Annotated in this window: 23 protein-coding genes; 8 read left to right on the top strand and 15 right to left on the bottom strand. The window is 73.3% G+C overall.

Going from position 1 to position 24,285, the window contains the following annotated elements; genetic code table 11:
* Window positions 1-59: 59 nt before the first annotated feature.
* The 8 genes from ACZ4XJ_RS28390 to ACZ4XJ_RS28355 all read right to left on the bottom strand — a co-directional run bounded on the left by ACZ4XJ_RS28390 (window position 60) and on the right by ACZ4XJ_RS28355 (window position 8,446).
* Complete coding sequence (locus ACZ4XJ_RS28390; protein WP_468497867.1) at window positions 60-2,159, bottom strand: xanthine dehydrogenase family protein molybdopterin-binding subunit; 2,100 nt, start codon at window positions 2,157-2,159, stop codon at window positions 60-62.
* Window positions 2,160-2,219: 60 nt separating this feature from the next.
* Window positions 2,220-3,251 carry an FAD binding domain-containing protein gene (locus tag ACZ4XJ_RS28385; protein WP_468497866.1) on the bottom strand — a complete coding sequence of 344 codons (1,032 nt, stop codon included), beginning with the start codon at window positions 3,249-3,251 and terminating at the stop codon, window positions 2,220-2,222.
* The gene (locus tag ACZ4XJ_RS28380; protein WP_468497865.1) at window positions 3,248-3,850 is read right to left on the bottom strand and encodes a 2Fe-2S iron-sulfur cluster-binding protein; all 603 of its coding nucleotides are present in this window, start codon (window positions 3,848-3,850) and stop codon (window positions 3,248-3,250) included. Before ACZ4XJ_RS28380 ends, ACZ4XJ_RS28385 begins: the two co-directional genes overlap by 4 nt.
* A 90-nt stretch (window positions 3,851-3,940) precedes the next feature.
* On the bottom strand, window positions 3,941-4,240 hold the full coding sequence (locus ACZ4XJ_RS28375) for a hypothetical protein (RefSeq protein ID WP_362880930.1): 300 nt from the start codon (window positions 4,238-4,240) through the stop codon (window positions 3,941-3,943).
* Between the two features lie 146 nt (window positions 4,241-4,386).
* On the bottom strand, window positions 4,387-5,883 hold the full coding sequence (zwf, locus tag ACZ4XJ_RS28370; RefSeq protein ID WP_468497864.1) for a glucose-6-phosphate dehydrogenase: 1,497 nt from the start codon (window positions 5,881-5,883) through the stop codon (window positions 4,387-4,389).
* Window positions 5,884-6,085: 202 nt separating this feature from the next.
* Window positions 6,086-6,445: a hypothetical protein gene (locus ACZ4XJ_RS28365; protein ID WP_362880932.1), complete on the bottom strand. Its 360-nt coding sequence runs from the start codon at window positions 6,443-6,445 to the stop codon at window positions 6,086-6,088.
* Window positions 6,446-6,545: 100 nt separating this feature from the next.
* On the bottom strand, window positions 6,546-7,085 hold the full coding sequence (locus tag ACZ4XJ_RS28360) for a DoxX family protein (protein WP_468497863.1): 540 nt from the start codon (window positions 7,083-7,085) through the stop codon (window positions 6,546-6,548).
* A gap of 98 nt (window positions 7,086-7,183) precedes the next feature.
* Window positions 7,184-8,446 carry an MFS transporter gene (locus ACZ4XJ_RS28355; protein ID WP_468497862.1) on the bottom strand — a complete coding sequence of 421 codons (1,263 nt, stop codon included), beginning with the start codon at window positions 8,444-8,446 and terminating at the stop codon, window positions 7,184-7,186.
* Window positions 8,447-8,579: 133 nt separating this feature from the next.
* On the opposite strand from ACZ4XJ_RS28355, the gene ACZ4XJ_RS28350 reads away from it, so the two are divergent.
* From ACZ4XJ_RS28350 to ACZ4XJ_RS28335, 4 genes are all read left to right on the top strand, one after another.
* Complete coding sequence (locus ACZ4XJ_RS28350) at window positions 8,580-9,518, top strand: LysR family transcriptional regulator (RefSeq protein ID WP_468497861.1); 939 nt, start codon at window positions 8,580-8,582, stop codon at window positions 9,516-9,518.
* Window positions 9,519-9,757: 239 nt separating this feature from the next.
* Window positions 9,758-10,738, top strand: a complete 981-nt coding sequence (locus tag ACZ4XJ_RS28345) for an alpha/beta fold hydrolase (RefSeq protein ID WP_468497860.1) — start codon at window positions 9,758-9,760, stop codon at window positions 10,736-10,738.
* Window positions 10,739-10,819: 81 nt separating this feature from the next.
* Window positions 10,820-11,098, top strand: coding sequence for a hypothetical protein (locus ACZ4XJ_RS28340; RefSeq protein WP_468497859.1), 279 nt, complete (start codon window positions 10,820-10,822; stop codon window positions 11,096-11,098).
* Window positions 11,099-11,345: 247 nt separating this feature from the next.
* Complete coding sequence (locus ACZ4XJ_RS28335; RefSeq protein ID WP_468497858.1) at window positions 11,346-12,086, top strand: class I SAM-dependent methyltransferase; 741 nt, start codon at window positions 11,346-11,348, stop codon at window positions 12,084-12,086.
* Between the two features lie 81 nt (window positions 12,087-12,167).
* Here the strand turns inward: ACZ4XJ_RS28335 and ACZ4XJ_RS28330 are convergent, their stop codons facing one another.
* Genes ACZ4XJ_RS28330 through ACZ4XJ_RS28320 form a run of 3 tightly spaced genes read right to left on the bottom strand, consistent with a single transcriptional unit; the run spans window position 12,168 to window position 14,671 of the window.
* Window positions 12,168-13,328, bottom strand: a complete 1,161-nt coding sequence (locus tag ACZ4XJ_RS28330) for an oxygenase MpaB family protein (RefSeq protein ID WP_468497857.1) — start codon at window positions 13,326-13,328, stop codon at window positions 12,168-12,170.
* A 25-nt stretch (window positions 13,329-13,353) separates the two neighbouring features.
* Window positions 13,354-14,406: a polyprenyl synthetase family protein gene (locus tag ACZ4XJ_RS28325; RefSeq protein WP_362880947.1), complete on the bottom strand. Its 1,053-nt coding sequence runs from the start codon at window positions 14,404-14,406 to the stop codon at window positions 13,354-13,356.
* A complete protein-coding gene (locus ACZ4XJ_RS28320) occupies window positions 14,396-14,671 on the bottom strand; it encodes a polyprenyl synthetase (protein ID WP_362881002.1) in 276 nt (91 codons plus the stop codon). The genes ACZ4XJ_RS28325 and ACZ4XJ_RS28320 overlap by 11 nt, the downstream gene beginning before the upstream one ends.
* Before the next feature lie 434 nt (window positions 14,672-15,105).
* Here ACZ4XJ_RS28320 and ACZ4XJ_RS28315 point away from each other — a divergent pair, with 434 nt between their 5' ends.
* Window positions 15,106-15,345: a chaplin gene (locus tag ACZ4XJ_RS28315; protein ID WP_281207891.1), complete on the top strand. Its 240-nt coding sequence runs from the start codon at window positions 15,106-15,108 to the stop codon at window positions 15,343-15,345.
* A gap of 144 nt (window positions 15,346-15,489) precedes the next feature.
* Here ACZ4XJ_RS28315 and ACZ4XJ_RS28310 read toward each other — a convergent pair whose 3' ends face one another.
* The 4 genes from ACZ4XJ_RS28310 to ACZ4XJ_RS28295 form a co-directional block, all read right to left on the bottom strand.
* Window positions 15,490-15,987: a nuclear transport factor 2 family protein gene (locus ACZ4XJ_RS28310; protein ID WP_468497856.1), complete on the bottom strand. Its 498-nt coding sequence runs from the start codon at window positions 15,985-15,987 to the stop codon at window positions 15,490-15,492.
* Window positions 15,988-16,020: 33 nt separating this feature from the next.
* On the bottom strand, window positions 16,021-16,947 hold the full coding sequence (locus ACZ4XJ_RS28305) for an NAD-dependent epimerase/dehydratase family protein (protein WP_362880951.1): 927 nt from the start codon (window positions 16,945-16,947) through the stop codon (window positions 16,021-16,023).
* The gene (locus ACZ4XJ_RS28300) at window positions 16,947-19,826 is read right to left on the bottom strand and encodes an AMP-binding protein (protein ID WP_468497855.1); all 2,880 of its coding nucleotides are present in this window, start codon (window positions 19,824-19,826) and stop codon (window positions 16,947-16,949) included. Before ACZ4XJ_RS28300 ends, ACZ4XJ_RS28305 begins: the two co-directional genes overlap by 1 nt.
* A gap of 83 nt (window positions 19,827-19,909) precedes the next feature.
* Window positions 19,910-20,752: a 4'-phosphopantetheinyl transferase family protein gene (locus ACZ4XJ_RS28295; RefSeq protein ID WP_468497854.1), complete on the bottom strand. Its 843-nt coding sequence runs from the start codon at window positions 20,750-20,752 to the stop codon at window positions 19,910-19,912.
* Between the two features lie 602 nt (window positions 20,753-21,354).
* Here ACZ4XJ_RS28295 and ACZ4XJ_RS28290 point away from each other — a divergent pair.
* The 3 genes from ACZ4XJ_RS28290 to ACZ4XJ_RS28280 all read left to right on the top strand — a co-directional run bounded on the left by ACZ4XJ_RS28290 (window position 21,355) and on the right by ACZ4XJ_RS28280 (window position 24,245).
* Entirely contained in the window at window positions 21,355-22,149 is a 795-nt protein-coding gene (locus ACZ4XJ_RS28290; protein ID WP_362880956.1) for a helix-turn-helix domain-containing protein, read from the top strand.
* A 98-nt stretch (window positions 22,150-22,247) separates the two neighbouring features.
* The gene (locus tag ACZ4XJ_RS28285) at window positions 22,248-23,033 is read left to right on the top strand and encodes a LuxR family transcriptional regulator (RefSeq protein ID WP_362880957.1); all 786 of its coding nucleotides are present in this window, start codon (window positions 22,248-22,250) and stop codon (window positions 23,031-23,033) included.
* Between the two features lie 297 nt (window positions 23,034-23,330).
* On the top strand, window positions 23,331-24,245 hold the full coding sequence (locus tag ACZ4XJ_RS28280; protein ID WP_468497853.1) for an ACP S-malonyltransferase: 915 nt from the start codon (window positions 23,331-23,333) through the stop codon (window positions 24,243-24,245).
* The last annotated feature ends 40 nt before the right edge of the window (window positions 24,246-24,285 follow it).

Here is a 24,285-nt window from a genome sequence, read left to right as displayed (position 1 = left end):
CGGTCCACCGCGCCGGTCCACCGCGCCGGCCCGGTGCGCCGCGCCCGCCCCGTCGTCCGTCAGCTGCTTGCGTGCAGCACCGTCAGGACGCGGTCCGGTGTCAGGGGCAGTTCGCGCAGCCGGCGGCCCGTCGCGTGGGCGACGGCGTTGCCGAGGGCGGCGGCCGTTCCGACGATGCCGATCTCACCGATCCCCTTGCTGCCCATCGGGTTGAGGTGCTTGTCGTGTTCGTCGATCCAGTGCGCTTCGAGGTCCGGCACGTCGGCGTGCGCGGGCACGTGGTACGCGGCCAGGTCGCTCTCCGTGAAGTCGCCGAACTCCGCGTCCATGGTGCTGTGTTCGGTGAGCGCCATGCCGATGCCCATGATCATCGCCCCCTTGAACTGCGAGCGCGCCGTCCGCGGGTTGAGGATGTGGCCGGCGGCGAAGACGCCGAGCAGGCGCCGGACGCGTACCTCCCCGGTCACCGTGTCGACCCGGACCTCGGCGAAGTGCGCGCCGAACGCGTGCCGGGCGTACGGGGACTTCTGCTTGGCCGACTGCGTGGTGTCGGCCGACGCCGACAGCCCCTCGGCCGGCAACGGCCCGGCATGGCGCTCCAGGCGCGCGGTCAGGGCGGCGCAGGCGTCGTGCACGGCCCAGCCCCAGGACCCCGTACCGGAGGACCCGCCGGCCAGTGACGCGGCGGGCAGGCCGGTGTGCCCGATGGCGACGGAGACGCTGTCCAGCGGGACCCGCAGCGCGTCGGCGGCCACCTGTGCCAGGACGGTACGGGCCCCGGTCCCGATGTCCGTCGCGTTGATCTCGACGAGGTGGCTCCCGTCCGGGCGGGCGTGCGCGCGGGCGGTGGACGGGGCGATCAGCACCGGGTAGGTGGCGGCGGCCACCCCGGTGCCCACGAGGTACGGGCCCTCCCGCAGCGGGGTGCGCCGGTCCGCCCAACCGAACCGCTCGGCGCCCTCGCGCAGGCACTCCACCAAGTGCCGGCTGCTGAAGGGACGGCCGCTGTCGGGCTCGGTCGACGGCTCGTTGCGCACGCGCAACTCGATCGGGTCCATGCCGAGCGCGTCGGCCAGTTCGTCCATCGCCGATTCCAACGCGTACATGCCGGGAGCCTCCCCGGGCGCGCGCATCCACGACGGCGTGGGCACGTCCAGGGCGACGGCCCGGTGCGTGGTCCGCACGTCCGGTACGGCGTACATGACCCGGGCCGGCACGGCCGCCTGCTCGACGAACTCCCGGACGCGGGAGGTGTGCGTGGTGATCTCGTGGGTGAGGGCGGTGAGGGTCCCGTCCGCGCGGGCGCCCAACCCGATCCGGTGCAGGGTGGGCGCTCGGTGCCCCACCGTCGCCGGCAGGTGGGCGCGGGGGAGGGACAGCTTCACGGGCCGGTCGTAGTGGCGGGCGGCCATCGCGGCCAGCACCACGTGCGGGCGCGGTGTCCCCTTGGAGCCGAAACCGCCGCCCACGTGCTCGGAGACGACGGTGACCTCGTCCTCGGCGAGCTTCAACAGCGAGGCCAGCGCCGCGCGGACCGGGCCCGCACCCTGGCTGGAGTCGTGCACGGTCAGGTGGTGCCCGGCGGCGTCCCAGACGGCGGTCGCCGCGTGCGGCTCCATGGGGTGGTTGTGCAGCGGCGCCACCGCGTAGGCGCAGTCGACCCGTACGTCGGCGGCGGACAGCGCCGCGTCGGGGTCGCCCTGCTCCCGGTGGGCGGGATGGCCGCCGTTGGCCTCCTGCGGGGTGTAGGCCCCGGGGTGGTCGACGCTGAGGACGGTGTCGTGCGGCTCGCTCGCGTAGTCGACCCGCACCCGCGACGCGGCGGCCCGCGCCCCCTCCAGGGTGTCCGCGACGGCGAGGGCCACGTACCAGCCGCGATGGGGGACCCGGGAGTCCTGGAGCAGTTGCAGCGTGGGGTCGTCGGAGGGGCCCAGGCGCGGTGCGTTGAACGGCGTCAGTACGCCGATGACGCCGGGCAGCGCGGCGGCGGCCGTGTCGTCGACGGCGGTGACGTGCCCGCGCGCGACCGTCGCCGGGACCGGCCAGGCGTAGGCGCAGCCGGGCGGGGTGTGCTCGGCGGCGTAACGGGCGGCTCCGGTGACCTTCTCGCGGCCCTCCCGCCGGGGCGCGGGGCTGCCGAGGGCGTTGGTGGAGCGCATGACGGCTCCCTCTCTGATCGGTGCGGACGGCTGCGTCGGCCGGGTGGGGGCGCGGGAGTGCTACACGGTGGGCCGTTCCGTGGGCGCCACCGGCGGCCCGCCGGCGGCGCGCACCAGCCGCGTGAGCGCGTCCCGGGCGAGGTTGCGCGCCAGGTCGACCTTGAACGCGTTGTCGCGCAGCGGCCGGGCCCCCGCCAGCTCGGCGTCCACGGCCCGGCGTACGGCCTCCCCGGTCGGCCGGGCGCCCACCAGCAGCTCCTCGGCGCGGCCGGCGCGCCAGGGCCGGTGGGCGAGCCCGCCGAAGGCGAGCCCGAGACGCCGTACGCGGCCGTCGTCGGCTAGTTCCAGCACGGCGGCGACCGAGGCGAGGGCGAAGGCGTACGAGGCCCGGTCGCGGGCCTTGCGGTACAGGGAGACGGCGCCGGCGCCGGGCGGCGGCAGCACCACGCCGGTGACGAGTTCCCCGGGGCGGATCACGGTGTCCCGCTCGGGGCGGTCGCCGGGCAGCCGGTGGAACGCGGTCGCGGCAACGCTGCGGGGCCCGTCCTCGCCCCCGTACAGCTCGATGTTCGCGTCCAGCGCGGCGAGGGCCACGGCCATGTCGGACGGGTGCGTGGCGACGCAGTGCTCGGAGTGGCCGAGCACGGCGAGATCGCGGTGCACGCCGTCGCGGGCGCCGCAGCCGGTACCGGGCTCGCGCTTGTTGCACGGCTTGGACACGTCCTGGAAGTACGGGCAGCGGGTGCGCTGGAGCAGGTTCCCGCCGGTGGTGGCCACGTTGCGCAGCTGCCCGGACGCGCCCGCGAGCAGGGCCTCGGACAGCGCCGGGTACCGGGTCCGTACGAGGGGGTGCGCGGCCAGGTCGCTGTTGGGCACGCCGGCCCCGACGCGCAGGCCCCCCTCGGGCAGTTCCTCGATCCCGCGCAGGGGCAGCCGGGTGATGTCGATGAGGGTGGTCGGCGTCTCGACCCCGTGCTTCATCAGGTCGACGAGGTTGGTGCCGCCGCCGAGGTAGCGAGCGTCCGGACGACCGGCGTGCGCGTCCACCGCCTCCTGGAGGCTGGTGGCCCGTACGTAGGCGAAGGGCTTCACGCGATCACGCCCGACGGGGTGACGGCCGGGGTGCCGGCTTCGGCGCCGGTTCCGGCGACGGCGGCTACCGCTTCCACGATCCCGTTGTAGGCACCGCAGCGGCAGAGGTTCCCGCTGAGCCGTTCGCGGATCTCCTCGCCGGTCAGCGCGACGGGGCCCGGCGGCCGCGCCGCGTCCGTGACGTGCGAGGGCTGGCCGGCGGCGGCTTCCGCGAGGGCGCCGACGGCGGAGCACAGCTGACCCGGGGTGCAGTAGCCGCACTGGAAGGCGTCGTGTTCGAGGAACGCCTCCTGGAGGGGGTGCAACGATCCGTCGGCGTCGGCGAGCCCCTCGACGGTGGTGACCTCGGCCCCGTCCTGGGCCACCGCCAGCAGCAGGCAGCTGTTGGCGCGCCGGCCGTCCACGAGGACGGTGCAGGCGCCGCACTGGCCGTGGTCGCAGCCCTTCTTGCTGCCGGTCAGCCCCAGCGACTCGCGCAGGGCATCGAGGAGGGTGACCCGGTGGTCCAGGTCGAGCACGCGTTCCGCGCCGTTGACCCGCAGCGTGACGCGGGACCGCAGGCCGTCGTTCTCCGGGGGAGGTGTTCCGCTCGCAGCCAACAGATGTCCTTCATGTCCGGTACGTGTGGATATGACTGTCGACTGCCCAGCCTCGGGCATCCCACACGTTCCGGCGCCCTGGACGCGCCGTCAGGCGCCGGCAGGTCCCCGGCGACCCGACCGTCCCACGGCCAGGGCCGAGGCGGCCGCCGGCGCGCCACGAACGGACCTGCGCAGCCGGTACAGCGAGGCGGCGGCTACGCACAGCAGGCCGGTGAACAGCGCGACCAGCAGCACGAGCACCCACATCTCGCGGCTCCCGGGACGATGCCACCCTTCCCAGACGGCAGCAGCCGCCCACAGGGCGAATCCGGAGGCGTACGCGGCGCGGATGCGACGCAACTGTCGGACGGCGCGCGGGGCGGGGGTGGCGTGCGTCAGCGAGTCCATGGCCACCGACTACCCACACCGCGCCGAAAAAACCGGCCGCCCCACCGGCATTCCACCATTTCTCCGCCCCCGCCTGCTGTCCGCTTCTCCGTCCCCCGCGATCCCCGCCGCCGCGGACCGGCGCGCGCCGCTCCGCGGCGGCGGGCCTATGCCTCCCGGTCCCGCCGGTCCGGCAGGTACCAGCGGTACGGCTCGACGAGGGCGGCGATGCTCTCGGGTCCCCAACTGCCCGGCGCGTACGGCTCCACCGGCGGCGGGGCGTCGAGCAGCGGCGTCGCCACCTCCCACAGCCGTTCGACGCCGTCGGAGCGGGTGAACAGGGCCTGGTTGCCGCGCATCGCCTCCAGCAGGAGGTGCTCGTACCCCTCCAGGGAGTTGTCGGTGGCGAAGGAGGTGCGGTACGCGAACACCATGTCGGCCTCCGCCAGCCGCATCGACGGCCCCGGCTCCTTGACCAGGAACCGGGCGGTGAGGGAACCGGGATCGGCGAAGTCGATGACGAGCTCGTTGCCCCGGCCGTCCGCCGACTCCCGCGCGTCCAGCGGGAACATCCGCAGCACCGGCTCGCGCAGCCCGATCGTCACCACGTGCCGCCCCTCCGCGAGGGCCTTGCCCGTACGCAGGTGGAACGGCACCCCCGCCCACCGCCAGTTGTCGATCTCGACCCGCAGCGCCACGAACGTCTCCGTGTCCGACTCCGGATCGACACCGGGCCCGGCGCGGTAGCCGGCGTACTGGCCGCGGACGACGTGGGCCGGGTCCACCGCCCGCATGCTGTGGAAGACCTTGACCTGCTCGTCCCGCAGCGCGTCCGCCGCCAGGGTGACCGGCGGCTCCATGGCGACGAAGCCCAGCAGCTGGAACAGGTGCGTGACGACCATGTCCCGGAAGGTCCCGGTGCCCTCGAAGAAGTGCGCGCGGCCCTGGATGTCGATGTGCTCGGGCACGTCGATCTGCACGTGGCTGATGTGCTCGCGGTTCCACAACGGCTCGAAGAGACCGTTGGCGAACCGCAGCGCCAGGATGTTGTCGACGGCCTCCTTCCCGAGGAAGTGGTCGATGCGAAAGACGCGGGACTCGTCGAAGACGGCGTGGATGGTGGCGTTGAGCGCGCGGGCGGACTCCAGGTCCGTCCCGAAGGGCTTCTCGACGATGACACGGCCGCCCTCGGCGAGCCCCGTGGCACCGAGCAGGTCGATGACCGAGGCGAACGCGACGGGCGGCACCGCGAGGTGGAAGAGCCGGTGCGGGCTGCCCCCGACGGCCTCCTCGGCCGCCCGTACCGCCGCGACCAGCGGTTCCGCCGCGCCGGTGTCGGCCGCGCCGAAGGACAGGCCGGCCACGAACGCCTCCCAGGCCGGGCCCTGCGGCTGCGAACGGCCGAATTCCGCCACGGCCTGCCGGGCGTGGGCCCGGAACTCCTCGTCGGTCAGCGCCTCGGCCGCCGGCGCGGTGCCGACGATGCGGTAGCGGCCCGGCATCAGCCCCGCCCGGGCCAGGTGGAACAGCCCCGGCAGCAGCTTGCGCCGGGCCAGGTCACCCGTCGCGCCGAACATGACGATGACGTGGTCCGCCGGAAGTGGCTCGGTCGGGGTCGAAGTCGCGGTCGTGGTGCAGGCGGCGGGCTGGGCGGGCTGGACCACGGGGCATCCTCACTCGTCCGACGGCACGGGCCGACGCCGTGCCCGCGCACCGCTCCGGCGCGGCGGCCGTACGTCCTCAAGGCCCCACTGTGCGCGTCGGCGACCGATCCGGCACTCCGGGACCGTCGACTCGGGTGGCGACCCGGCGATCGGGGGAACGCCGAGCCGTCCGGCGGGCCGGGACCAAGGGGGAGCGGACCCCCTACTCACCGTCCGCCCGGCGCCGCAGGTCCAGCATGGCCAGGAGCGAGGCCAGGTCGTCGGGGCCCGTGGTGCGGGACTCGACCGCCTCGTGGGCCCGCTCGCGGCGGTCCCCCGAACCGGTGGACTCCAGGCAGCGCGACCCGCCGGCGACGTCCGGTACGGACGCGCCGCCCCGGCCCGGGCCCGAGCGGTGTTCGGCCGCCGTCGCGCAGACGGCCGCCGTCCCCGCGGCGCGCCGGCGCCGGGCGTTGCGGGCGGCGGCGGTCAGGGTCTCCGCCAGTCGACCCGGTCCGAGCGGGGCGGGCCGGAGCAGCGAGGCCACGGATATGTGGCGGGCGGTGCGACGGGCGTCGGCCATGGAGTGCTCCTCGTCGGTCCGGCCGGGTCCTGACCCGCGGGGGGCCGGGACCCGGATGTCGTGCGGTGCGTACGGCCGGCGGGCGCGGGCCCGGCCCGGCTCAGCGGGAGCCGGGCAGGGAGGCCACGACCGCCTTGGCACGGTTGACCGTACTCGCCGCGGCCGCCTCGGCGGGCCGGCGCACGGCCTTCACCGGGTGCCGGTGATCGAGCGCGTGCAGGGACCGGTAGGCGAGGGAGGGCTTGCCGTGGGTGTCCGCGGCGGCTATCAGCAGCCCACCCAGCGTGGCGAGGTCCGTCAGGAAGTGGGCGCGCCGACGGGCCCGCTCCTGCGGGTCCTCCTCCTTCCAGAAGGCGTGCGTGGCGAGGGAGGTCGGCACCACCGAGGCGGCGAGCGTGAGCGCGGCCAGGCGCGGGGCGCGCCCCGTCGCGAACAGCAGACCCGCTGCCGTCTGGACCGCGCTGGTGACGCGTACGAACTGGACCGCGTCCCCGCCGAGCGCCGGGACGCGCTTGCCGATCTCCCGGGCGACGGGTTGGACGGCTTCCGCGATGGTCTCGGGACGGCGCAGGGTGCGCAGTCCCCCGGCGATGAAGGGGGCGGCGAGCAACGGACGGGCGAGCTTTCGAAGGACGGCCATGCCACGCTGCTGCCCAGCCGCGGCCGGTCCATCCGACCCGACCCCGACCCGACCCCGCTCCTGTTGCCGCGGCACCCGCCGGCGCCCCGCCCCGCCCGTCAGCCGACGGCCGGGGTCGTCCCGGGCCCGGGGGGAGGAGTCGGCGCGCGGCGGGGGAGCAGGAACGGGGTCGCGAGGACGAGTACGCCGGCCAGGCCGAGGGCCGTGCGCGGGCCGAGCAGGACGCCCAGTACCCCCCAGAGGGCCGTCAGCAGGGCGGTCGACGCCTTGGACGTCACCGCCCAGGCGGACAGCGTACGGGCGACCCGGTCGGGCGGGGTGCGCTCCAGACGCTGGGTGGCCTGGACGGGGTTGAAGACCCCGCAGCACAGGATGAGCCCGAACTCGACGCCCATCACCAGCAGCAACCCCCCGCCGCCCGGACCCACGAAGGCCAGGCCGACGGGCCAGATCGCGCGCAGCGCCCCGGATCCGACCAGGACCCGGTGCTGCCCGAACCGGCCGACGAGCGGCCGGGCCAGCCGTGAGCCCAGCAGACCGCCGATCGAGGGCAGGGCGAACGCGAGGCCGTACTGCCAAGGCGCGAACCCGAGCGGGCCGAGCATCAGGAGGGCCAGCAGCGGGGAAGCGGCCATCACCAGGCCGTTGAACAGGACCGTGTTGAAGAACAGCGGTCGCAGCGTCGGATCGGCGAGGACGTACCGCCAGCCGTCGAGCAGGTCCCCTCCCCGCATGCCCTTGCCGTCCCCCCGGGGGCCGGCCTCCGCGCGTTCGGGGCGCGGCTCGTCCCCGCCCATCGCGCGCAGGCCCAGTGCCGAGAGCAGGTAGCTGACCGCGTCGGCCACCACCGTCGCCACCGGACCGAGCAGGCCGATCGCCGCGCCGCCCAGCGGCGGTCCGACGATCGTGGTCGCCCAAGCCGTGGACTCCAACCGGGCGTTGGCGACGAGCAGGTCCCCGGCCGGCAGCAGCGTCTTCAGGTACGCGCCCGAGGCGGCGCGGAACGTGATGTCGGCCGCCGCGACGACCACCGAGACCAGCAGGAGGTGGAGGAACCCGAGCACGCCGAGCGCGAACGCGACGGGAACCGTCAGCAGGGCCGCGCACCGCGCCAGGTCCATCGCGATCAGCACCGGACGCTTCCGGCGGAACTCGACCCACGGGCCGAGCGGCACCGCCACCGCCGCGCCCACCGCCGCCCCCGCGGAGGCGAGCAGCGCGACCTTCGCCGGCCCGGCGTGCAGCACCTGAATGGCGATCATCGGAAACGCGCCGAAGGCGAGCCACGTCCCCAGCGCACCGGTCCCGTACGCCGCCCAGAGCCATCCGAACCGCCGCCCCAACCGCCGCCCGCCCCTCACGTACGACCTCCCCTCCCGCTCCGTACCCACAACCGACCGCGATCGGAACCATCAAAGCGAGCGGCACGACCAGGGATCAAACAACCGCCGGACCTTCCGCCACAACCAGTGGTTGTGACCGTAGGGTGTCGGCATGGACCTCGACACCGTCCGGACGTTCGTCGCCGCCGCCGACGCGGGCCGGTTCCAGGAGGCCGCCGCCGAGCTGGCGGTCACCCAACAGGCCGTCTCCAAACGCATCGCCGTCCTGGAGCGCAAACTCGGCGTACGGCTGTTCACCCGCACCCCGCGCGGTGCCGAACTCACCATCGACGGCCAGGCGTTCCTGCCCCACGCGCGCGAGCTGCTGCGCGTGGCCGACCGCGCCGTCGCGTCCGTGCGCACCGGCCGCCGGCCGCTGCGCGTCGACGTCATCGCCTCGCGCGTCGCGGCGTCGGGGCTGATGCGCGAGTTCCACCGCGCGCACCCCGGGATCGACCTGGACGTGGTGATGCTCTTCGACATCGACACGGCCGTCGCGGCCCTGCGCTCCGGCGCGATCGACGCGTCGTTCCGCGCGGTCGCCGCGCCCGGCCGGCCGCTCCCCGAGGACATCGAGTCCGTCCGCGTGCTCGACGAGCCGCTCCAGCTCCTGACCGGCCCGGGCCACGCGCTGGCGGCGGCCCGCTCGGTGACGATGGCGCGGCTCGTGGGGCACCGGATCTGGATGCCCGGCATCGTCCCCGGTACCGAATGGGCCGCCTACTACGAGGACCTCGTCGCCGCGTTCGACCTCACCATCGAGGCGACCGGCCCCAACTTCGGCTCCGACGCCCTCCTCGACACCGTCGCCGACACCCCGGCCCTGGCCACCTTCATGGGCGAGCGGACCCGCCTGGTCTGGCCCGCCGGCCACGGCCTGCGCCGCATCCCGGTGACCGACCCGACACCCGTCTACCCGCACTCCCTCCTGTGGCACCGCGACAACCCCCACCCGGCCCTGACCACCCTCCGGACCCACCTCGCCACCATCCCGACCCCCGCCGGTCCCGCCCCGGACACCTGGACCCCGAACTGGGCCCTCCCGCACTGAGCCCGCCCTGCGCGACCCCGCGGCCATCGCCTCCGCACGCGGCTCAAGGCCCGGCGCGCGGGACCTCGAACGAGTGCGGGTCGGCGACGCCCGGCGGGGTGCGGCGGGTTCGTGATCATGGAATCCGACCCGTGCGACCGGGTTGCCGAACCGGCAACTACGCTCGAACTCCTGTGCCGTTGCGTGCATGATCGGGTAACGGTCCTGGCGTACGGCAGGCCGAGCAACCTGGAGGATTCATGTCGAAGCAGGCCCTGGACGTCACACACCGGTTGGTTCCCTCCCCGGCGGGGCGGATCCACCTGGTGGAGCAGGGCGAAGGGCCGCTGGTGCTGCTCGTGCACGGTTTCCCGGAATCCTGGTACTCCTGGCGCCACCAGCTGCCGGTGCTGGCCGCCGCCGGATACCGGGTGGCCGCGATCGACGTACGGGGCTACGGCCGTTCCTCCAAGCCCGACGACGTCGCCGCGTACCGGGTGCTGGACCTGATCGAGGACAACGTCGCCGTCGTCGAGGCCCTCGGCGAACAGTCCGCCGTGATCATCGGCCACGACTGGGGGTCGACCATCGCAGCCAACTCCGCGCTGGTCCGGCCGGACGTCTTCAGCGCGGTGGGAATGCTCAGCGTCCCCTACGCCCCGCGCGGCGGGCCGCGGCCCAGCGAGGCCTTCGCGGCGTTCGGCGGGGACGAGGAGTTCTACATCTCCTACTTCCAGGAGCCCGGCCGGGCCGAAGCCGAGATCGAGCCGGACGTGCGCGGCTGGCTCGCCGGGTTCTACGGCGCCCTGTCCGCCGACACCATGCCCGGGCCCGACGCGCCCGTCCCGCACTTCGTCAGCCCGGGCGGGAAGCTGCGCGACCGCTTCCCCGCGGGTCGGCTGCCCGGCTGGCTCGACGAGGACGACCTGGACGCCTACAGCGCGGAGTTCGAGCGGAGCGGCCTGACCGGCGGCCTCAACCGCTACCGGAACGTGGACCGGGACTGGGAGGACCTCGCCGAGTACGACGGCGCCCCCATCACCCAGCCGTCCCTGTTCATCGGCGGCGGCCTGGACGCCCCGACCACCTGGCTGGCCGACGCGATCAAGGCGTTCCCCTTCACCCTGCCCGGCCTGGTCACCTCCCGGATCCTCGACGGCTGCGGCCACTGGATCCAGCAGGAGCGCCCCGCCGAGACCAACCAGCTCCTGACCGACTGGCTCGCCTCGCTGCCCGCCTGAGGTCCGCGCTCGTGGTGGGGTGCGGCCGGTCGTACGGTGGAGGGGAGAGACGGTAGTCGGCTCGGAAAGCAGGTGCGTCCCATGCGCACGTCGACCCGCATCGCCGCCGGTGTCCTGACCGGCCTCATCCTCCTGTTCGGCGGCACGGCCCTCGCCGCCCCCACCGCCCCGGCGGACATTCCCGCCTGCACCCTCATGGCGAGCCGGACGGGCGTCGCCGTCACCGACGCCGTCACGGCCGCGTGTCAACGGGGTGTCGGCAACGACCTCCAGGGATGCGGCAGCGGGCTCACCGAAGCCGGGGTGCCGGGCGGCGCCGCGAACGGCGCCTGCCGCGCGGCGGCCCATGAATCCCGGTGACCCAGGAACCCCGGTGACCCACGAACCCCGGTCGCCCACGAACCTGGGTAGGGCTGGAAGGCCAACTCCCGTACCTCTCATGCGATCTGCGCACCAAACACCCCCGCCATATTCGTGGGATCCGCCAGTACGACGCTCCGGCCGATGAGGAGCAGACTTCCGGCCAGGGGCTTCGACCCGACATGAGGGGCGAAGCCGGATGCATCGGATGCATCGGACGTACTGGATACAACGGGGGAAATGCGTCATGAGCGGTCAGCTGTACGACGAGATCGGCGAAGCGTTCGAGGGCTTCAAGACCCTCCCTCTCGCACGGTACGGAGAGGTGCCCGGCTTCCTCGCCCTCGTCGGCGACGTGAACGGCAGGTCCGTCCTCGACCTGGCCTCGGGAACCGGCTTCTACAGCCGGGAGTTCAAGCGGCGCGGCGCGTCCCACGTACTCGGCGTGGACATCTCCTCCGCGATGGTCGACGCGGCCCGGGCGCTGGAGGACCGCGACCCGCTGGGCGTGCGCTACGAGGTGGGCGACGTCGCCGAACTGCGCGCCTTCGAGCAGCCCTTCGACATCGCGGTGGCGGTCCAACTGTTCAACTACGCCGAGGACGTCGCCACCATCGAGCGGATGTGTCGCACCATCCACCGCAGCCTCGCGGAGGGAGCAGAGTTCTTCGCGTTCGGGCAGAACCCGGACTACCGGTTCGACGGCCCGTCCCTGGCCAAGTACGGCTTCCTGTGCGAATCCCTCGGCGAGGACACCGAGATCGGGCCGCGCGTACGGATCACCGCGCTCCTCGACCCGTCGATCTCGTTCGTCGCGAACCCGCCCAGCCGCGAGGTCTACGAGAAGAGCCTGGAAGCGGCCGGCTTCAGCGACATCACCTGGGTTCCCCTGGAGATCTCCGCCGCCGGCGTGCGCGAGCACGGCGAGGAGTTCTGGCAGGACCTCGACGGCAACATGCCGCTGACCATGCTGCGCTGCCGCGCCTGACCGGATCCCGTCCGGGCGGTGCGAGCACGCGCCGCGCGGACGTCGGCTCGCCCGGACCCGGGGTCCCCCGACGCGGCCTCGTCACGAGACCGAGGCGCCCGGGGGACTCCACCGGTGGGACCGGGGCACGCCGCTCGGGACCCCGTACTCCTTCTTGAGCTGCTCGGGGATGGCGTAGTGCATGACGCGCCCCCGGGTCAGCGAGGACAGCTCGAAGACCGTCGTGAGGTGGCCGAGCCGGTCCAGGGCCCAGGCGCCGAGCGGGGAGCGGTCCTCGATGGTCTCCAGGATGCCGAGCAGGTGGGGCGCGGCCTTGACCACGGTGTCCCACGGGGTGCGCGGCACCCGGAGCCAGTCCGCGCTCGTGTCGCCGACGAGGTGACGGATGAGCGCGGAGACGATCGGGTCGAAGAAGGTCCCGGGCACGATCTCCTCGTACAGGTCGATCAGCTGCCGGGTCAGCCGCGCGCCCTCCTCGGACGGCCCCATGTGCCGGATCATGTACAGGTCGAGGAAGCGACGTGCCTCGTCCAGGGACTTCGGGACGGCCTCCTGGTCGACGCCGAGCATGGCCCCGACCACCCGCCAGGCGTAGAAGTAGGCCTCCGCGCCCTCCGTGGACATGTGGATGTTCAGCCGGTGCAGGCTGTCCAGCACGAGCAGCGAGAAGAACATCTGCCCGCCGATCATGTCCTCCTGACAGATCGGCGTCCCGAGCGCCGCGACGTCCCACTTGTCCTCGCGCGCGAGGTGGTGACGGATCGCCGCGTGCAGGAGCCGGACCTTCTGCACGGCGGGCAGGAAACGGCTGCCGGCCTCGAAGGCGTCGGGCTGCATCAACAGGACGGTGAACTGGCCCGTCTCCGCCATCCGCTTCGACGGGTACTTCAACCCGTGGGTGGCGGACAGCAACTTCGCCACGTGCGGAACGAGGTAGCAGGCGGGCATGGAGGCGAAGGAGAGGGCCGTGGAGATGTGCACGTTGTTGTCGATGAAGAACAGCCGCGCCTTCTCCATCTCCCCCCAGTCCACCCAGGCCGGCGGGAAGCTCGTGACGTCGAGGTACTCCCGGGCGACGTCGGGCAGACCGTCCGGCAGGGGAGCCCCCGCGGTGGAGACGTGGCGCATCAAGCTGTTGAACTTGCCCACCTCCCCGCGCGCGAAGAGCGTGGCCACGGTCGCGTCGGCGAGTTCGTCACCGGTCCGCCGCAGCGCGTCCATCGACGCCTCGGTGTAGGTCATGGCAGGGCTCCTTGTCGCGCGCGGGTCAGGACAGCCGGGCCGACGCCGAATGCGCCAGGACGGTCAGGGCGGTGCCGGCCCGCTCGGGTACGGCCAGGTCGTGGAGGGCGGCGAGGGCTTCCGCTACCCGGGCGGTGATCATGTCCTCGACGCGGTCGGGAGCCCCGAGCCGGCGCATCGTCGCGCGGACCACGTCCAGGCCCTCCGCGTCCAGGTCGGGCCGGCCCAGCAGACCGCGCAGCAGCTCCCGGTCCTCGTCACCGGCCAGCCGCCAGGTCTCGGCCAACAGGGCCGTCGGCCGGTGGCCGCGCAGGTCGTCGGCGTTGGCCTTGCCGGTGTCCTCCGGATCACCGAACAGGCCGAGCAGGTCGTCCCGCAGCTGGAACGCCTCCCCCAGCGGCAGCCCGTACGCGGAGTAGCCCTCGCGCAGCCGCGCCCCGGCGCCGGCCAGCGCCCCGCCGATGAGCAGGGGGTGCTCGACGGTGTACTTGGCGGTCTTGTACCGGATCACCTTCAGCGCCGCGGCGGTGTCCGGACCGGCTCCGGTGCGCAGGATCTCCAGGCACTCGCCCGCGATCAGTTCCCGCGCCATCACGGACCACAGCGGACGGGCCCGGGCCAGGTACGCGGAGGGCAGACCGCAGCCGGCGAACAGCTGACCGGCCAGGGCCATGAGCAGGTCCCCGACGAGCATCGCCAGCGACCGCGCGGCGGCATCGGCATCCGAGGCGCTCACGGCGCGGCGCAGGGCGACGTGCGCGGTGGGTCGCCCGTGCCGCAGCGGGCTGTCGTCGATGAGGTCGTCGTGAACGACGGCGGCGGCGTGCACCAGCTCCATGGAGGCCGCCGCCCGCACCAGGGCGTCACTGTCCGGCTGCCCCACCGCCCGCCAGCCCCAGTAGCAGAACGCCGCCCGCAGCCGCTTGCCGCGCGCGACGGAAGCCTCCAGCTGCTCGGCCACCCCCGCCAGGCTCGCGTCGATCGCCGCGAACCGGTCGGCCTCCTCGCCGACGACCCGGTGCAGCACCTCATCGACCCGGACCTTGAAGGCGGCCTGCGCCCACCCCTCACCCGTCATGGTTCCCGCGGGCCATCACGTGCCGGGCGAGGAGCTCCAGGTGGGCCGGGGGTACGGCCGCGTACCGGTCCACGACCAGGCGTCCGCGCGCCAACAGGTCGTGCTCGGCCTCCGCCGCCAACTCCGTGGCGTCCGAGCGGCGCAGCAGCCCCCCGACCGTGTCGAGGACGGTGCCCAACGCCGAACCCACCGTCGTCACCGCCAGATCGGCCAGGCCGGCCGCCAGCAGCACCGCCCTGCCCTCCGGCCCCGCGTCCTGCGTCATCGCGTCCCCCTGTTCGACCCGCGCCCCGGCGACCCCGGTCACGCGTCGCCCTTGCGAGCATCGCGTCACGGCGGCCCGGACGCGGAGGAACTCGCGATCGAGTGACGGGTTCGCCAGAACGTACGGATCCCACCGGCCGCGGCGGTCGAACGCAGATGTCCACCCGGCTTCGGGAGCGGCGGCGATCCGGCAGATCCGGGCGGGGCGGTACTGATCCCCGTCCTGGTATTCCGCTTCCGCCGCGGAGAAGGGCGGGCCGGCTCTCCGGCAGGACGGCGGCGCGGTGGAACGCACGCTTCACCCAGGCGGGGGAAGAACGCGGAAGGCACCAAGCCGGACCCGTGAGGACGCCGAATCGCAGCTGCCGGCCCGGACGGGTCGGCGCGGCGCGCTCCTCGGGGCGGGTCGGTCCGCATTCCTGAAGGAGAACCCTCATGTCGCGTGTTCTGAAGAGCGCCGGTCTCGTCCTCGCCGCCGGAGCCGTCGTGTTCGGCGGTGCCTCCATGGCCTCCGCGGACGCCGGCGCGCAGGGCGCGGCCATCGGCTCGCCCGGCGTGCTCTCCGGGAACCTGATCCAGGTTCCGATCCACATCCCGATCAACGCCTGCGGCAACTCGGTCAGCGTCATCGGCCTGCTGAACCCGGCCTTCGGCAACACCTGCGTCAACGCCTGATCACCCGCACCAGGACGCCCTTCCGGCCCACCGCACGCCCGGCGGGCCGGAAGGTCCGCACGGGCGCGCCGTCCCCGGACGGGCGGCGGCGGGGCGTACCCCTGGTTACCGGCGGTCCGGGTCGGCACGTCCCGGTGGTCCGGCTCAGCTCTCGATCAGGCACTGGAAGACGACGGTGTCGAAGACGTCCTCCATCCGTACCGCGGTCCCGCCCCGCAGGGTCCAGGAGTGGATGAAGGGCAGGGTCCGCGTCGTGCCGCGGACCGAGGTGACCTGGCGGACGCCGAAGACCACGATCCGGTTTCCGGAGGCCAGGAACTCCTCCGGTTCCAGGCGCATCCCGCCCAGGACGGCCGGCACGCGCGAGAGGAACTCGCGGACGCCCGCGTGGCCGTGCTTGGTGCCGCCGAGGCCGTACTCGGCCATCCCGTGCGGGTGCACCCACTCCACCTGCGGGTCCAGCGTCTCCAGCAGGGCCGCCACGTCGCGCTCGTGGAAGGCGCGGTAGGCGCGCCGGACGAGGGCGAGGTTCGCCTCGGTCGGGTCGGGGGCGTCGGCCGGGTCGGCCGCGTCGGTTGGGTCGGGCGCGTCGGTCGGCTCGGCCACGTCGGTTGGGTCGGGCGCGCAGGTCATCGTCGTCATGTCTTCGTGTCCCCGTTGGTTGGAGCGAGAGAGTCAGCGCTGGAACTGCCGCGGGTGCAGGGCGCGCAGGGTGCGCTCGATGCCGTCCTGCCAGTCGACCAGGCAGGGGCCGGTGAGCCGCCGGCGCAGCGTGGGGTCGAACCGGTACGTCTCCCGGGTGACCTCGCTGGGCGCGAGCCGCGCCTCGACGCCCGTCAGCGCCTCGATGTGCCGGAGCAGATCGGTGACGCCGACCGCCTCGTCGCCGCCCCAGTTGACCAGCGTCGAGGGGACCGAGGCGGCTCGCCACAGGTGAGGGACCTGGGCGACGAGGTCGTCCGTGTACAGGAGCGAGCACCAGTTCTGGCCCGCCAGGGGGACCGGGATCGCCGTCCCGGCCAGCATCTGGCGGAAGTACAGCATCGGGACGCCGCCGTAGCTGCCGCCGGGCCCGTACGCGATGTTGAGGCGGGCGATGGTCGTGGGCACGCCCAACACCCGGGCGAACGCGCGGACCACGCCCTCGGTGGCGAGCTTGCCCACCGGGTAGGCGGGCAGCCAGTCGGCGGACGCGCTCACCGGGTCGTCCTCGGCGTAGGCGTGGTCCAGCGTCCGGCGGGCGTACAGGGCGCCTGTGGAGACGTACAGGAACGATTCAGCGGTCCGGCAGTGGGTCATCAGGCGGCCGGTCGCCACCGTGTTGACCTCGGTGGAGCGGTTGAAATCGCCGTCCTCGCCGCGGTCCACGGCCGAGTGCAGCACATGGGTGAAGTCCTCGGGCAGACCCTTGAACGCGCTGTCCGAGGTGTCGGCCATGTCCCAGCGCCAGGTGGTGACCCCGGCGTCGGCCAGCTCGCGCTCGGCCCCCGGGTCGCCGAACCTGCCGACGCACCAGACCTCGTTGTCCGCTGCCAGCGCCCGGGCGACCGGCCGCGCCACCTGCCCGGTGCCGCCGGTGATCAGGATCTTCTTGCCCCTCATCACTTCTCGTTCCCCCCGGCAAGGCTCGTACGTACGCGCCCGCCGGCGGCCCGCGCGGCGTCGGCTCCGGCCATGCAGCGGTCCAGTTCCCGGCGCAGGATCGCCTGGAAGGCCGCCACATGGCGCGCGCCCATCAGGGTGTGGTGCTCGCCCGGCACCTCCAGGTACCGGTTGGGCCCGGTGGTGTGCTCGTCCCAGCGGCGCAACTGGTGCTCCAGCCAGTCCTCCCGGGTGCCCCGCAGCGGTTCCGCGTGGAAGACGCTCATCGCGCGCACGGTCCCGGCCGGCTCGTAGCCGCGCCCCAGATCGGTCAGGGCGTCGGCGACCTCCGCCCAGGCTGCGAACCTGCCCTCGTCCAGGTCGAGTTCGGCGAGGCGCGCGGCGGGGGCGAGCGCGATCAGGCGGGCCACCTGGGTCTCCTTGGGCAGTCCGCGCAAGGTGGCCGGGAGCAGGGCGGCCTGTTCCTTGTCGATGAGGTCCAGGAAGGACGCCAGATGGGTGGCGGTCTCGGTGAAGTCCAGTTCCTCCATCCGGTACTTGATGTGCGGCGGAAGGTTGAAGCTGCCGACGAAGTCCACCCGTTCCCCCTCGGACTCCAGGACCTTGGCGATCTCGAAGGCCACCGAGGCGCCGTACGAGTAGCCGGCGAGGGCGTACGGTCCGTGCGGCTGCCGCGCCCGGATGGCGTCCACGTAGGCGTCGACCATCTGCGGGTAGGACGCGAAGGGCTTCTCGCCGTCGTTGAAGCCACGGGCGCGCAGGGCGTAGAAGGGGCGGTCGCCCGCGAAGTAGGTGGCCAGCCCGACGAAGACCAGCACCTCGCCGACACCCGGGTGGACGCAGAACAGGGGGGTCTTGGCGCCGGAGGTCTGCAACGGCACGACCGGGTCGTACGGGTGCCGGCCGGTGTCCGAACCGGTGCCGGTCCGGATGCGGCCGGTGACGAGGGCGGCCAGGGCTCGGACCGTGGACGCGGTCAGGACGGTGACCACCGCCAGCCCGGTGACGCCCAGCCGCTGCGCCACCTTGGCGCGCAGCCGCAGGATGTCCAGCGAGGTGCCGCCCAGGTCGAAGAAGCTCGCCGTGGCGCTGATCGCGGCCGGGTCGACGCCGAACAGCTCGGCGTAGATCTCCGCGATCACCCGCTCCACGGGCCCCTCGGGCGGGGTGTGGCCGCCCAACATGCGTTGCCGCAGGTCGGCCGCGGCCCGTCTGTGGTCCTCGTACGCACCGGATTCCAGGCCGCGCCGCATGTGCGAACGCTGGATCTTGCCGAGGCTGGTCTTCGGGAAGTCCTCGGCGGGCAGTGGCAGCACCAGCGCGGGCCGGAAACCCCAGTGCATGACCACCGTGCTGCGGACGGCCGTCATCACCCCGTGCAGGCCGGCCTCGTCACCGACGGGAAGGTCGGGGGTGAAGGCGATCACCAGCTGCTCGGTGTCGCTGTCGGCCGGGCGCGTGGGGAAAGCAGCGACCTGGGTGGGGGTGACGCCGTCCAGCCGTTCGAGCACGGCCTCGATGTCGTGGCTGAAGTAGCTGACCCCGTTGACGATGACGCTGTCCTTGCTGCGCCCGACCAGGGTCAGCCGGCCGTCCTCGATCCGGCCGAGGTCGCCGCTGCGGAACCAGCCGTCGTCGGTGAAGGCCTCGACGGTGGCCCTCGGGTCGTTGAAGTAGCCGGTGGTGACCATCGGGCCGCGGAGCTGGAGCTCCCCGGCCTCCCCCTCGGGCAGCACCCGTCCGGCCTCGTCGACGACGCGCATGCGCAGCCCCGCGACGGGGGTGCCGAGCCCGGCGAACTCGGCGCCGCGGTCGGCCTCGGGGAACTCGCCCCGGGAGTAGACGCTGCCCGCGCAGGTCTCGGTCATCCCGAAGGCCGGCCAGAGGGCGTCGGGGGCCAGGCCGTACGGGGCGAGGACGCGCAGGAACGCCTCGCCGGTCGGGACGACCACCGCCTCGCCGCCGCTGATGACGTGCCGCAGCCGGCCGAGGTCGAGGCTTTCGCCGGTGGCGGTGAGACGACCGGCCGCCGCGGCCACGAGCCCCAGCAGGAAGTTGGGTGAGAACGTCATCGTCACGCCGTGCCGGTCGATCAGCCGCAGGAACTCCAGCGGGTCGTCGAGCACCGCCGCGGCGGGTGCGTGGACCTGGCGGCTGCCCGTGGACAGCGGCAGCAGGTGGCACTCCAGGAGGGCGGCCACATGGTCGAACGAGACCCAGTTCAAGGTGGTGTCGGCGGCGGTGAGCCGCTGGTGGCCGTTCTTGGCGACCATCGAGGAGAGCAGGGCGGCGTGGCTGAGCATGACCGCCTTGGGGGCCCTGCTCGAGCCGGAGGTCAGCATCAGCACGGCCGTGTCACCGGGCGCGGCCCGGTGCAGCTCCTCGGCGGGCTCCGCCCCGTCGAACTCCTCCAGCCGGACCACCTGCCGGTGAGCCGCCGGCGGCAGCCGGTCGGCGAGGGCGGCGTTGGTGACGGTCAACGGACCGCCGAGCAGGGCGCCCACGTGGCGCAGCCGCTCGGTGAGGGCCGCGGGGTCACCGGCCGGAACCGCCAGGGGGCAGGGCAGGAAGCCACCGAGCACCGCCGCCCAGAAGGTGGGCAGGAAGTCCTGCGCACGATCCAGGGCGATGACGATCCTGTCCCGGGGGCGCAGTCCCCGGGCCCGCAGCCCGGTGAGGATCCGGCGGGCCCGGTCCAGGAGTTCGGGGTGGCTCTGGTCCTCGTACCCGAGGTGGGCGGCGCCGTGGCAGTGGCGCAGACCCGAGTCCGGGTGGCGCTCCACGGCGGCGAGCAGCAGGTCGGTGAGGGTGGCCGGCGGCGGGACGGCCGCAGGCGTCGGGGTCGGGTGGGATGTGGTCGAGGGCTGCGCGGAAAACACGGTCGTCTGTCTCCTGGCCTCGCCGCACGCCGGGACGAGGCGTGCGTGCCGAATGGGGTGAAGGACGTGAGGGCCGCGACGGGTCAGGCGCCGAGGCGCCGTACGGAGTACGGCCCTCCGGCGGCGCCCGCGGGCAGTGCGAGCGAGGCCACCCAACCGTCGGGCACGGCCAGTCCGACGGTCCGCCACAGGGCGGGGAAACCGAGGGGCGCCGTATCGACGAGCTGCCGCGGGGCGAAGTCCTGTGCGGTGTGAGCGGGTTGCGCCGGGGCCAAGTCCCGCGCCGTGCCGATGTCCTGTGCGGTGTCGGGCGCCAAGCCGCCGGCGCCGGTGTCCAGCGCGGTCAGATCGGTCGCGATGCCGATCCCGACGGCCTTGAGCACGGCCTCCTTGCGGGTCCAGCAGCGGAGGAAGGCCAGGGTACGGGCGGCTCCTTCGGGCCGCGCGTACACGGCCCGGCGTTCGACCGGGGTGAGCACCACGGAGTCGAACCGGTCGGCGTCGAGCGGGCGGACGTGTTCCACGTCGACACCGACCCGGAAGGGCGAGAGGGCCACCATCCCCAGGCCGTCGGTGTGGGCGACGCTGATCCGCCAGGCCGTCGCGGGGAACCGCACCACGGGCGGCCCGTGGTCCTCGTGGCCGCACCCGGGACAGGCCTCGCGGCCGAGGGAGACCCCGTCGGCCGGCACGCCCAGCACCTCGGAGAGTGCCCGCTTGACCGCGGCCCGGCAGGTGATGAACCCGGCGCGCGCCACCGCCGACCTCATCGCTGCGGCGCGGTCCGCTTCCTCGTCGTCGAGGAGGGCGAGGTCGTCACCGCGGTACGTGCCGGTCGGTACCGGCCACCACCGGACGACTGCGTCGGAGGTCTCCGAAAATGGCGCATAAGTTATCTGTTCCGTCCCCGTGTGGCGTGTGGTCACAGAGGTCACCGTAGGCTTGAGTCCGGCCCCAGCGATGCTTGAGCCGGGGTGAGTTGGCCAGAAGCGGACACCGTCGCCACGCATCGTGAACCGGGGGGAACACCCCGTGATGCAAGCGGAAGTGGCGGTTTTGCGTTCCGGGGAGTGGGTGCAGGTTGCTGCCATCGCAGCTGAAAATCTTCGTACAAGTCGGCGAATTGCAAGCGTGGTGTGACACCTCCTCCCATGTCGCCTTGTGTTCAGCGGTAAGTGACTGTTCAACAGGTGGCGTTATGCACGCGTGATCGAGCTGGAGCCGCCCCTCCGCACATCCGTCCGCCCGGCCGCCCGTCGGCCGGGTCCGCCCGACGGGCGCCCCGAACGTCCTCGGTGACCCCTTGGTCGGAAAGGTCGCGCCGTACCGACTGACCAGGTACTCCGCGGCCGGGGCGGTCGCCTCTGGAATTGTTGACCAGCCGCGATTCGGCGAACTACTGTCTGACCTCGAATGGTGCTTGAAACTCGCTATGATATTTGCTTGATGAAATAGTTGAGCATGCATCTATTTCTGCGGAGGGTTGAAGCCACAATCATCCAGTCACCGGTCGAGCAAGGGGGATGCAATGACAGGTGCCGCGATCGAGTCCACCCATGGGAAAGAAATGCGGGAGGAGATTCCGGAAGTAGAACCGTCCGACCACGCCGCTCACGTGGAGCGCACCCTGTTACAGGCACGCGCGCTCATCGAGTCCACCGTCTCGCTGCACCGCAACCGGTCGGCGCCGGCTCCTGCCGCGCCGCACACCGACGTCGCGGTGCTCGGCGACGCCATCGAGGAACTCGTCCGCCGTGCCCGGCACTCGGTCTGCATCGCGGTCACGGGCGGTGAAGCGTTCCACCACATCGCCCGGAAGGCCCTGGCCACGCTGGAATCCGGACTCGTGGTGCGCGTGCTGTGCGCACCCGACGTCGCCGACCGCTCGCCGGCCCTGCAGGCCAAGGCTCCCGGCATCCGTCTGGAAGTGCGGGTGTGCGAAGCGGAGTTGCGCGACATCGTGGTGGTCGACGGCTCCTCCGCACTGGTGCGGGCAGCTGCCGACAGTGCCAACGGACAGGCGACCCTGGTCCACGACGCCGCGGCCGTGCGAGCCCTGGAACTGCTCTTCGCCGGAGCCTGGGCACGCGGCCGCAGGCTGGACGACCACCTCGCGCTGAGCCCGAAGTTCCGCGGCGACCTGACCCGCCGGATCCTGGAGAAGCTGCGCGACGGACTCACCGACGAAGCGGCGTCCCGCGACCTCAACGTCTCCCTGCGCACCTATCGACGCCACGTCGCCGACATCATGCGCGAGCTCGGCGCCGGCTCCCGATTCCAGGCGGGCGTGCGCGCGGTGGAACTGGGGCTGCTCTCGGAGTGACGCAGCCGCGGGCCGGCTCAAACGGGGATCGCGTGGCACCGATCGACCTACGGGGCCGCGCAGCAACACATCACACCAACGGGGATGGTGAGCGCCACGTGTCGCATGCGACCGAGGACGAACTGGAGCGAGCGCTTCTGGAAGTACGGGCCCTGATCGAGTCGACGGTGGCCATCCACCGGGACCGCAGCATCAGGGAGCAGCAGATCGCCGAGGTGGACGGGGGCTACGCACCCGTTCTGGACACCGCGGCGAGTCTCATCCGGGGAGCCGTGCGGACGATCGACATCGTCGACGCCCGGCTGCCCGGCACGCAGGAGGAACAGGCCCGTCAGGATCGGGCCGAGCGCAACCTCATCTACTCGACCGCCGAGGGGGTCGCCGTCCGGGTGCTGACCAGCCCGGCGATGGTGGACGAGGACTTCGTCCGCGAACAGCTCGCGCTGGAAAGACCGGTGGCGATCCGGGTGGCCCGGGTACCGCCGCTCCAGGCCCTGCTGGTGGACGGCACCAGCGCGTTGGTGATGGCGGAGTCGGCGGCCGGCGTGCGGGCCTCGATGATCCGTGCGCCGGAGGTCCTGCACACCCTCGACACGCTCTTCGAGAGCATCTGGCGCAACGCCGTGCCCGCCGGCGAGCGGATCGTCTTCGGAGACCGCGACCGGGCCGTACTGGCCCGGCAGATCCTCGGCGCGCTGCGCGCCGGGGTCACCGACGAGGTGGCCGCTCGCGAACTCACCGTCTCGGTGCGCACCTACCGCCGGCACGTCGCCGAGATCATGGCGCTACTCGGTGCCCAGTCCCGGTTCCAGGCCGGGGTCCGGGCCGCGGCACTGGGCCTGCTGCCCACCGCACCGGACGCTCCCGGCGGCGGGCGGGCCTGACAGCACGCGGCCCCCTGCTGCCACCGGCACCGTCCCCGACGGGCATCCGGGCCGCTCGCCGGCAGCTTCCTGAAACCTCCGTTGCCGCCCGCCCCGCGTCGCCAGTTGTATGGCGCCGGGACAGGGAACCGGGCTCCTGGTAGATCCTCGGCCCCTTCCCGGTGGCATGGAGAGCCCCCGTCCTGCATGCCATCAGGCGCGCGGGGATCCGTCGATCGCGAGAGCGACGACGACGGATCCTCGCGGCCCCCGGTGGACGACGCGGCGTACGGCGTGGAAGGCGGAGCAATGGACCGGATGCCGACAGGGCTCGTGTTCCCGGGACAGGGAACCCAGAAGGAGGCCATGGGCGCCGTCTGGCGGGACACCCCTTCCTGGAAGATCACCGAGGAGATCTCCGACGTCACGGGAGAGGACCTGCCCCGACTGCTCCTCGACACCCCCGACGAGCAGCTCCGGCGTACCGACCTGGCCCAGCTGACCGTCTTCACGCTGACCCTCGTAGCCCACGCGGAGGCCGTGCGCCGCGGCGCCTTCGACGGCCGGGACGTGGTGGCCTGCGCCGGGCACAGCCTCGGGGAGTACGCCGCCCTGACCGCCGCCGCAGCCCTTTCACCGGGCGGGGCCGCCGCCCTGGTCGCCGCCCGCGGCCGGGCCATGCGGGAGGCCGCCGAACAACGCCCCGGCACCATGGGAGTCCTGGTCGCGGCCCCGCTGGAGGCCGTCACCGGCCTCGCCGAGCAGATGCGTACGGCCGGCCACGAGGTATGGGTCGCCAACGTCAACGCACCCGGCCAGACGGTCGTCGCCGGCTCCGTCCAGGGCATCGACAGGATCGGGGCCGAAGCGCCCTCGATCGGCGCCAAGATGATCCGTCCCGTCGTCGGCGGCGCCTTCCACAGCCCGCTCATGGAGCCCGCCGCGCAACGCCTGCGGGCCGCCCTGCGACACACCGCCTTCGCCCCGGCACACCTGCCGGTGGTCGCCAACGTCGACGCCCGGGCCCACACCGGCGGCGACTGGGTCGAGCGGGCCACCCGCCAGCTCACCTCCCCGGTGCTGTGGGAGCCGTCCGTACACACCCTCGTCGGACCGCTCGGCTGCCGCCGCCTGATCGAGATCGGCCCCGGGCGGACGCTCGCCGGACTGATCCGCAGGATCGCCCCGGACACCGCGACCGTGTCCCTGGACAGCCCCGCGGCCCTGGACTGAGGCCGGGCCCCGTTCCCGGCCGGCATCCGCGCCCACCCCA

It is taken from the genome of Streptomyces sp. NPDC029836 (assembly GCF_055574495.1).
The sequence above is the reverse complement of the archived record's forward strand: the minus strand, read 5'-3'. Positions and strand labels throughout refer to the sequence as shown.

Excerpts from the sequence above, each read along its gene's own strand:
- ACZ4XJ_RS28390 (WP_468497867.1), bottom strand. The coding sequence starts at position 2,159 with ATGCGCTCCACCAACGCCCTCGGCAGCCCCGCGCCCCGGCGGGAGGGC.
- ACZ4XJ_RS28375 (WP_362880930.1), bottom strand. The coding sequence starts at position 4,240 with ATGGACTCGCTGACGCACGCCACCCCCGCCCCGCGCGCCGTCCGACAG.
- ACZ4XJ_RS28365 (WP_362880932.1), bottom strand. The coding sequence starts at position 6,445 with ATGGCCGACGCCCGTCGCACCGCCCGCCACATATCCGTGGCCTCGCTG.
- ACZ4XJ_RS28360 (WP_468497863.1), bottom strand. The coding sequence starts at position 7,085 with ATGGCCGTCCTTCGAAAGCTCGCCCGTCCGTTGCTCGCCGCCCCCTTC.
- ACZ4XJ_RS28350 (WP_468497861.1), top strand. The coding sequence starts at position 8,580 with ATGGACCTCGACACCGTCCGGACGTTCGTCGCCGCCGCCGACGCGGGC.
- ACZ4XJ_RS28345 (WP_468497860.1), top strand. The coding sequence starts at position 9,758 with ATGTCGAAGCAGGCCCTGGACGTCACACACCGGTTGGTTCCCTCCCCG.
- ACZ4XJ_RS28340 (WP_468497859.1), top strand. The coding sequence starts at position 10,820 with ATGCGCACGTCGACCCGCATCGCCGCCGGTGTCCTGACCGGCCTCATC.
- ACZ4XJ_RS28335 (WP_468497858.1), top strand. The coding sequence starts at position 11,346 with ATGAGCGGTCAGCTGTACGACGAGATCGGCGAAGCGTTCGAGGGCTTC.
- ACZ4XJ_RS28330 (WP_468497857.1), bottom strand. The coding sequence starts at position 13,328 with ATGACCTACACCGAGGCGTCGATGGACGCGCTGCGGCGGACCGGTGAC.
- ACZ4XJ_RS28325 (WP_362880947.1), bottom strand. The coding sequence starts at position 14,406 with ATGACGGGTGAGGGGTGGGCGCAGGCCGCCTTCAAGGTCCGGGTCGAT.
- ACZ4XJ_RS28320 (WP_362881002.1), bottom strand. The coding sequence starts at position 14,671 with ATGACGCAGGACGCGGGGCCGGAGGGCAGGGCGGTGCTGCTGGCGGCC.
- ACZ4XJ_RS28315 (WP_281207891.1), top strand. The coding sequence starts at position 15,106 with ATGTCGCGTGTTCTGAAGAGCGCCGGTCTCGTCCTCGCCGCCGGAGCC.
- ACZ4XJ_RS28310 (WP_468497856.1), bottom strand. The coding sequence starts at position 15,987 with ATGACGACGATGACCTGCGCGCCCGACCCAACCGACGTGGCCGAGCCG.
- ACZ4XJ_RS28305 (WP_362880951.1), bottom strand. The coding sequence starts at position 16,947 with ATGAGGGGCAAGAAGATCCTGATCACCGGCGGCACCGGGCAGGTGGCG.
- ACZ4XJ_RS28290 (WP_362880956.1), top strand. The coding sequence starts at position 21,355 with ATGACAGGTGCCGCGATCGAGTCCACCCATGGGAAAGAAATGCGGGAG.
- ACZ4XJ_RS28280 (WP_468497853.1), top strand. The coding sequence starts at position 23,331 with ATGCCGACAGGGCTCGTGTTCCCGGGACAGGGAACCCAGAAGGAGGCC.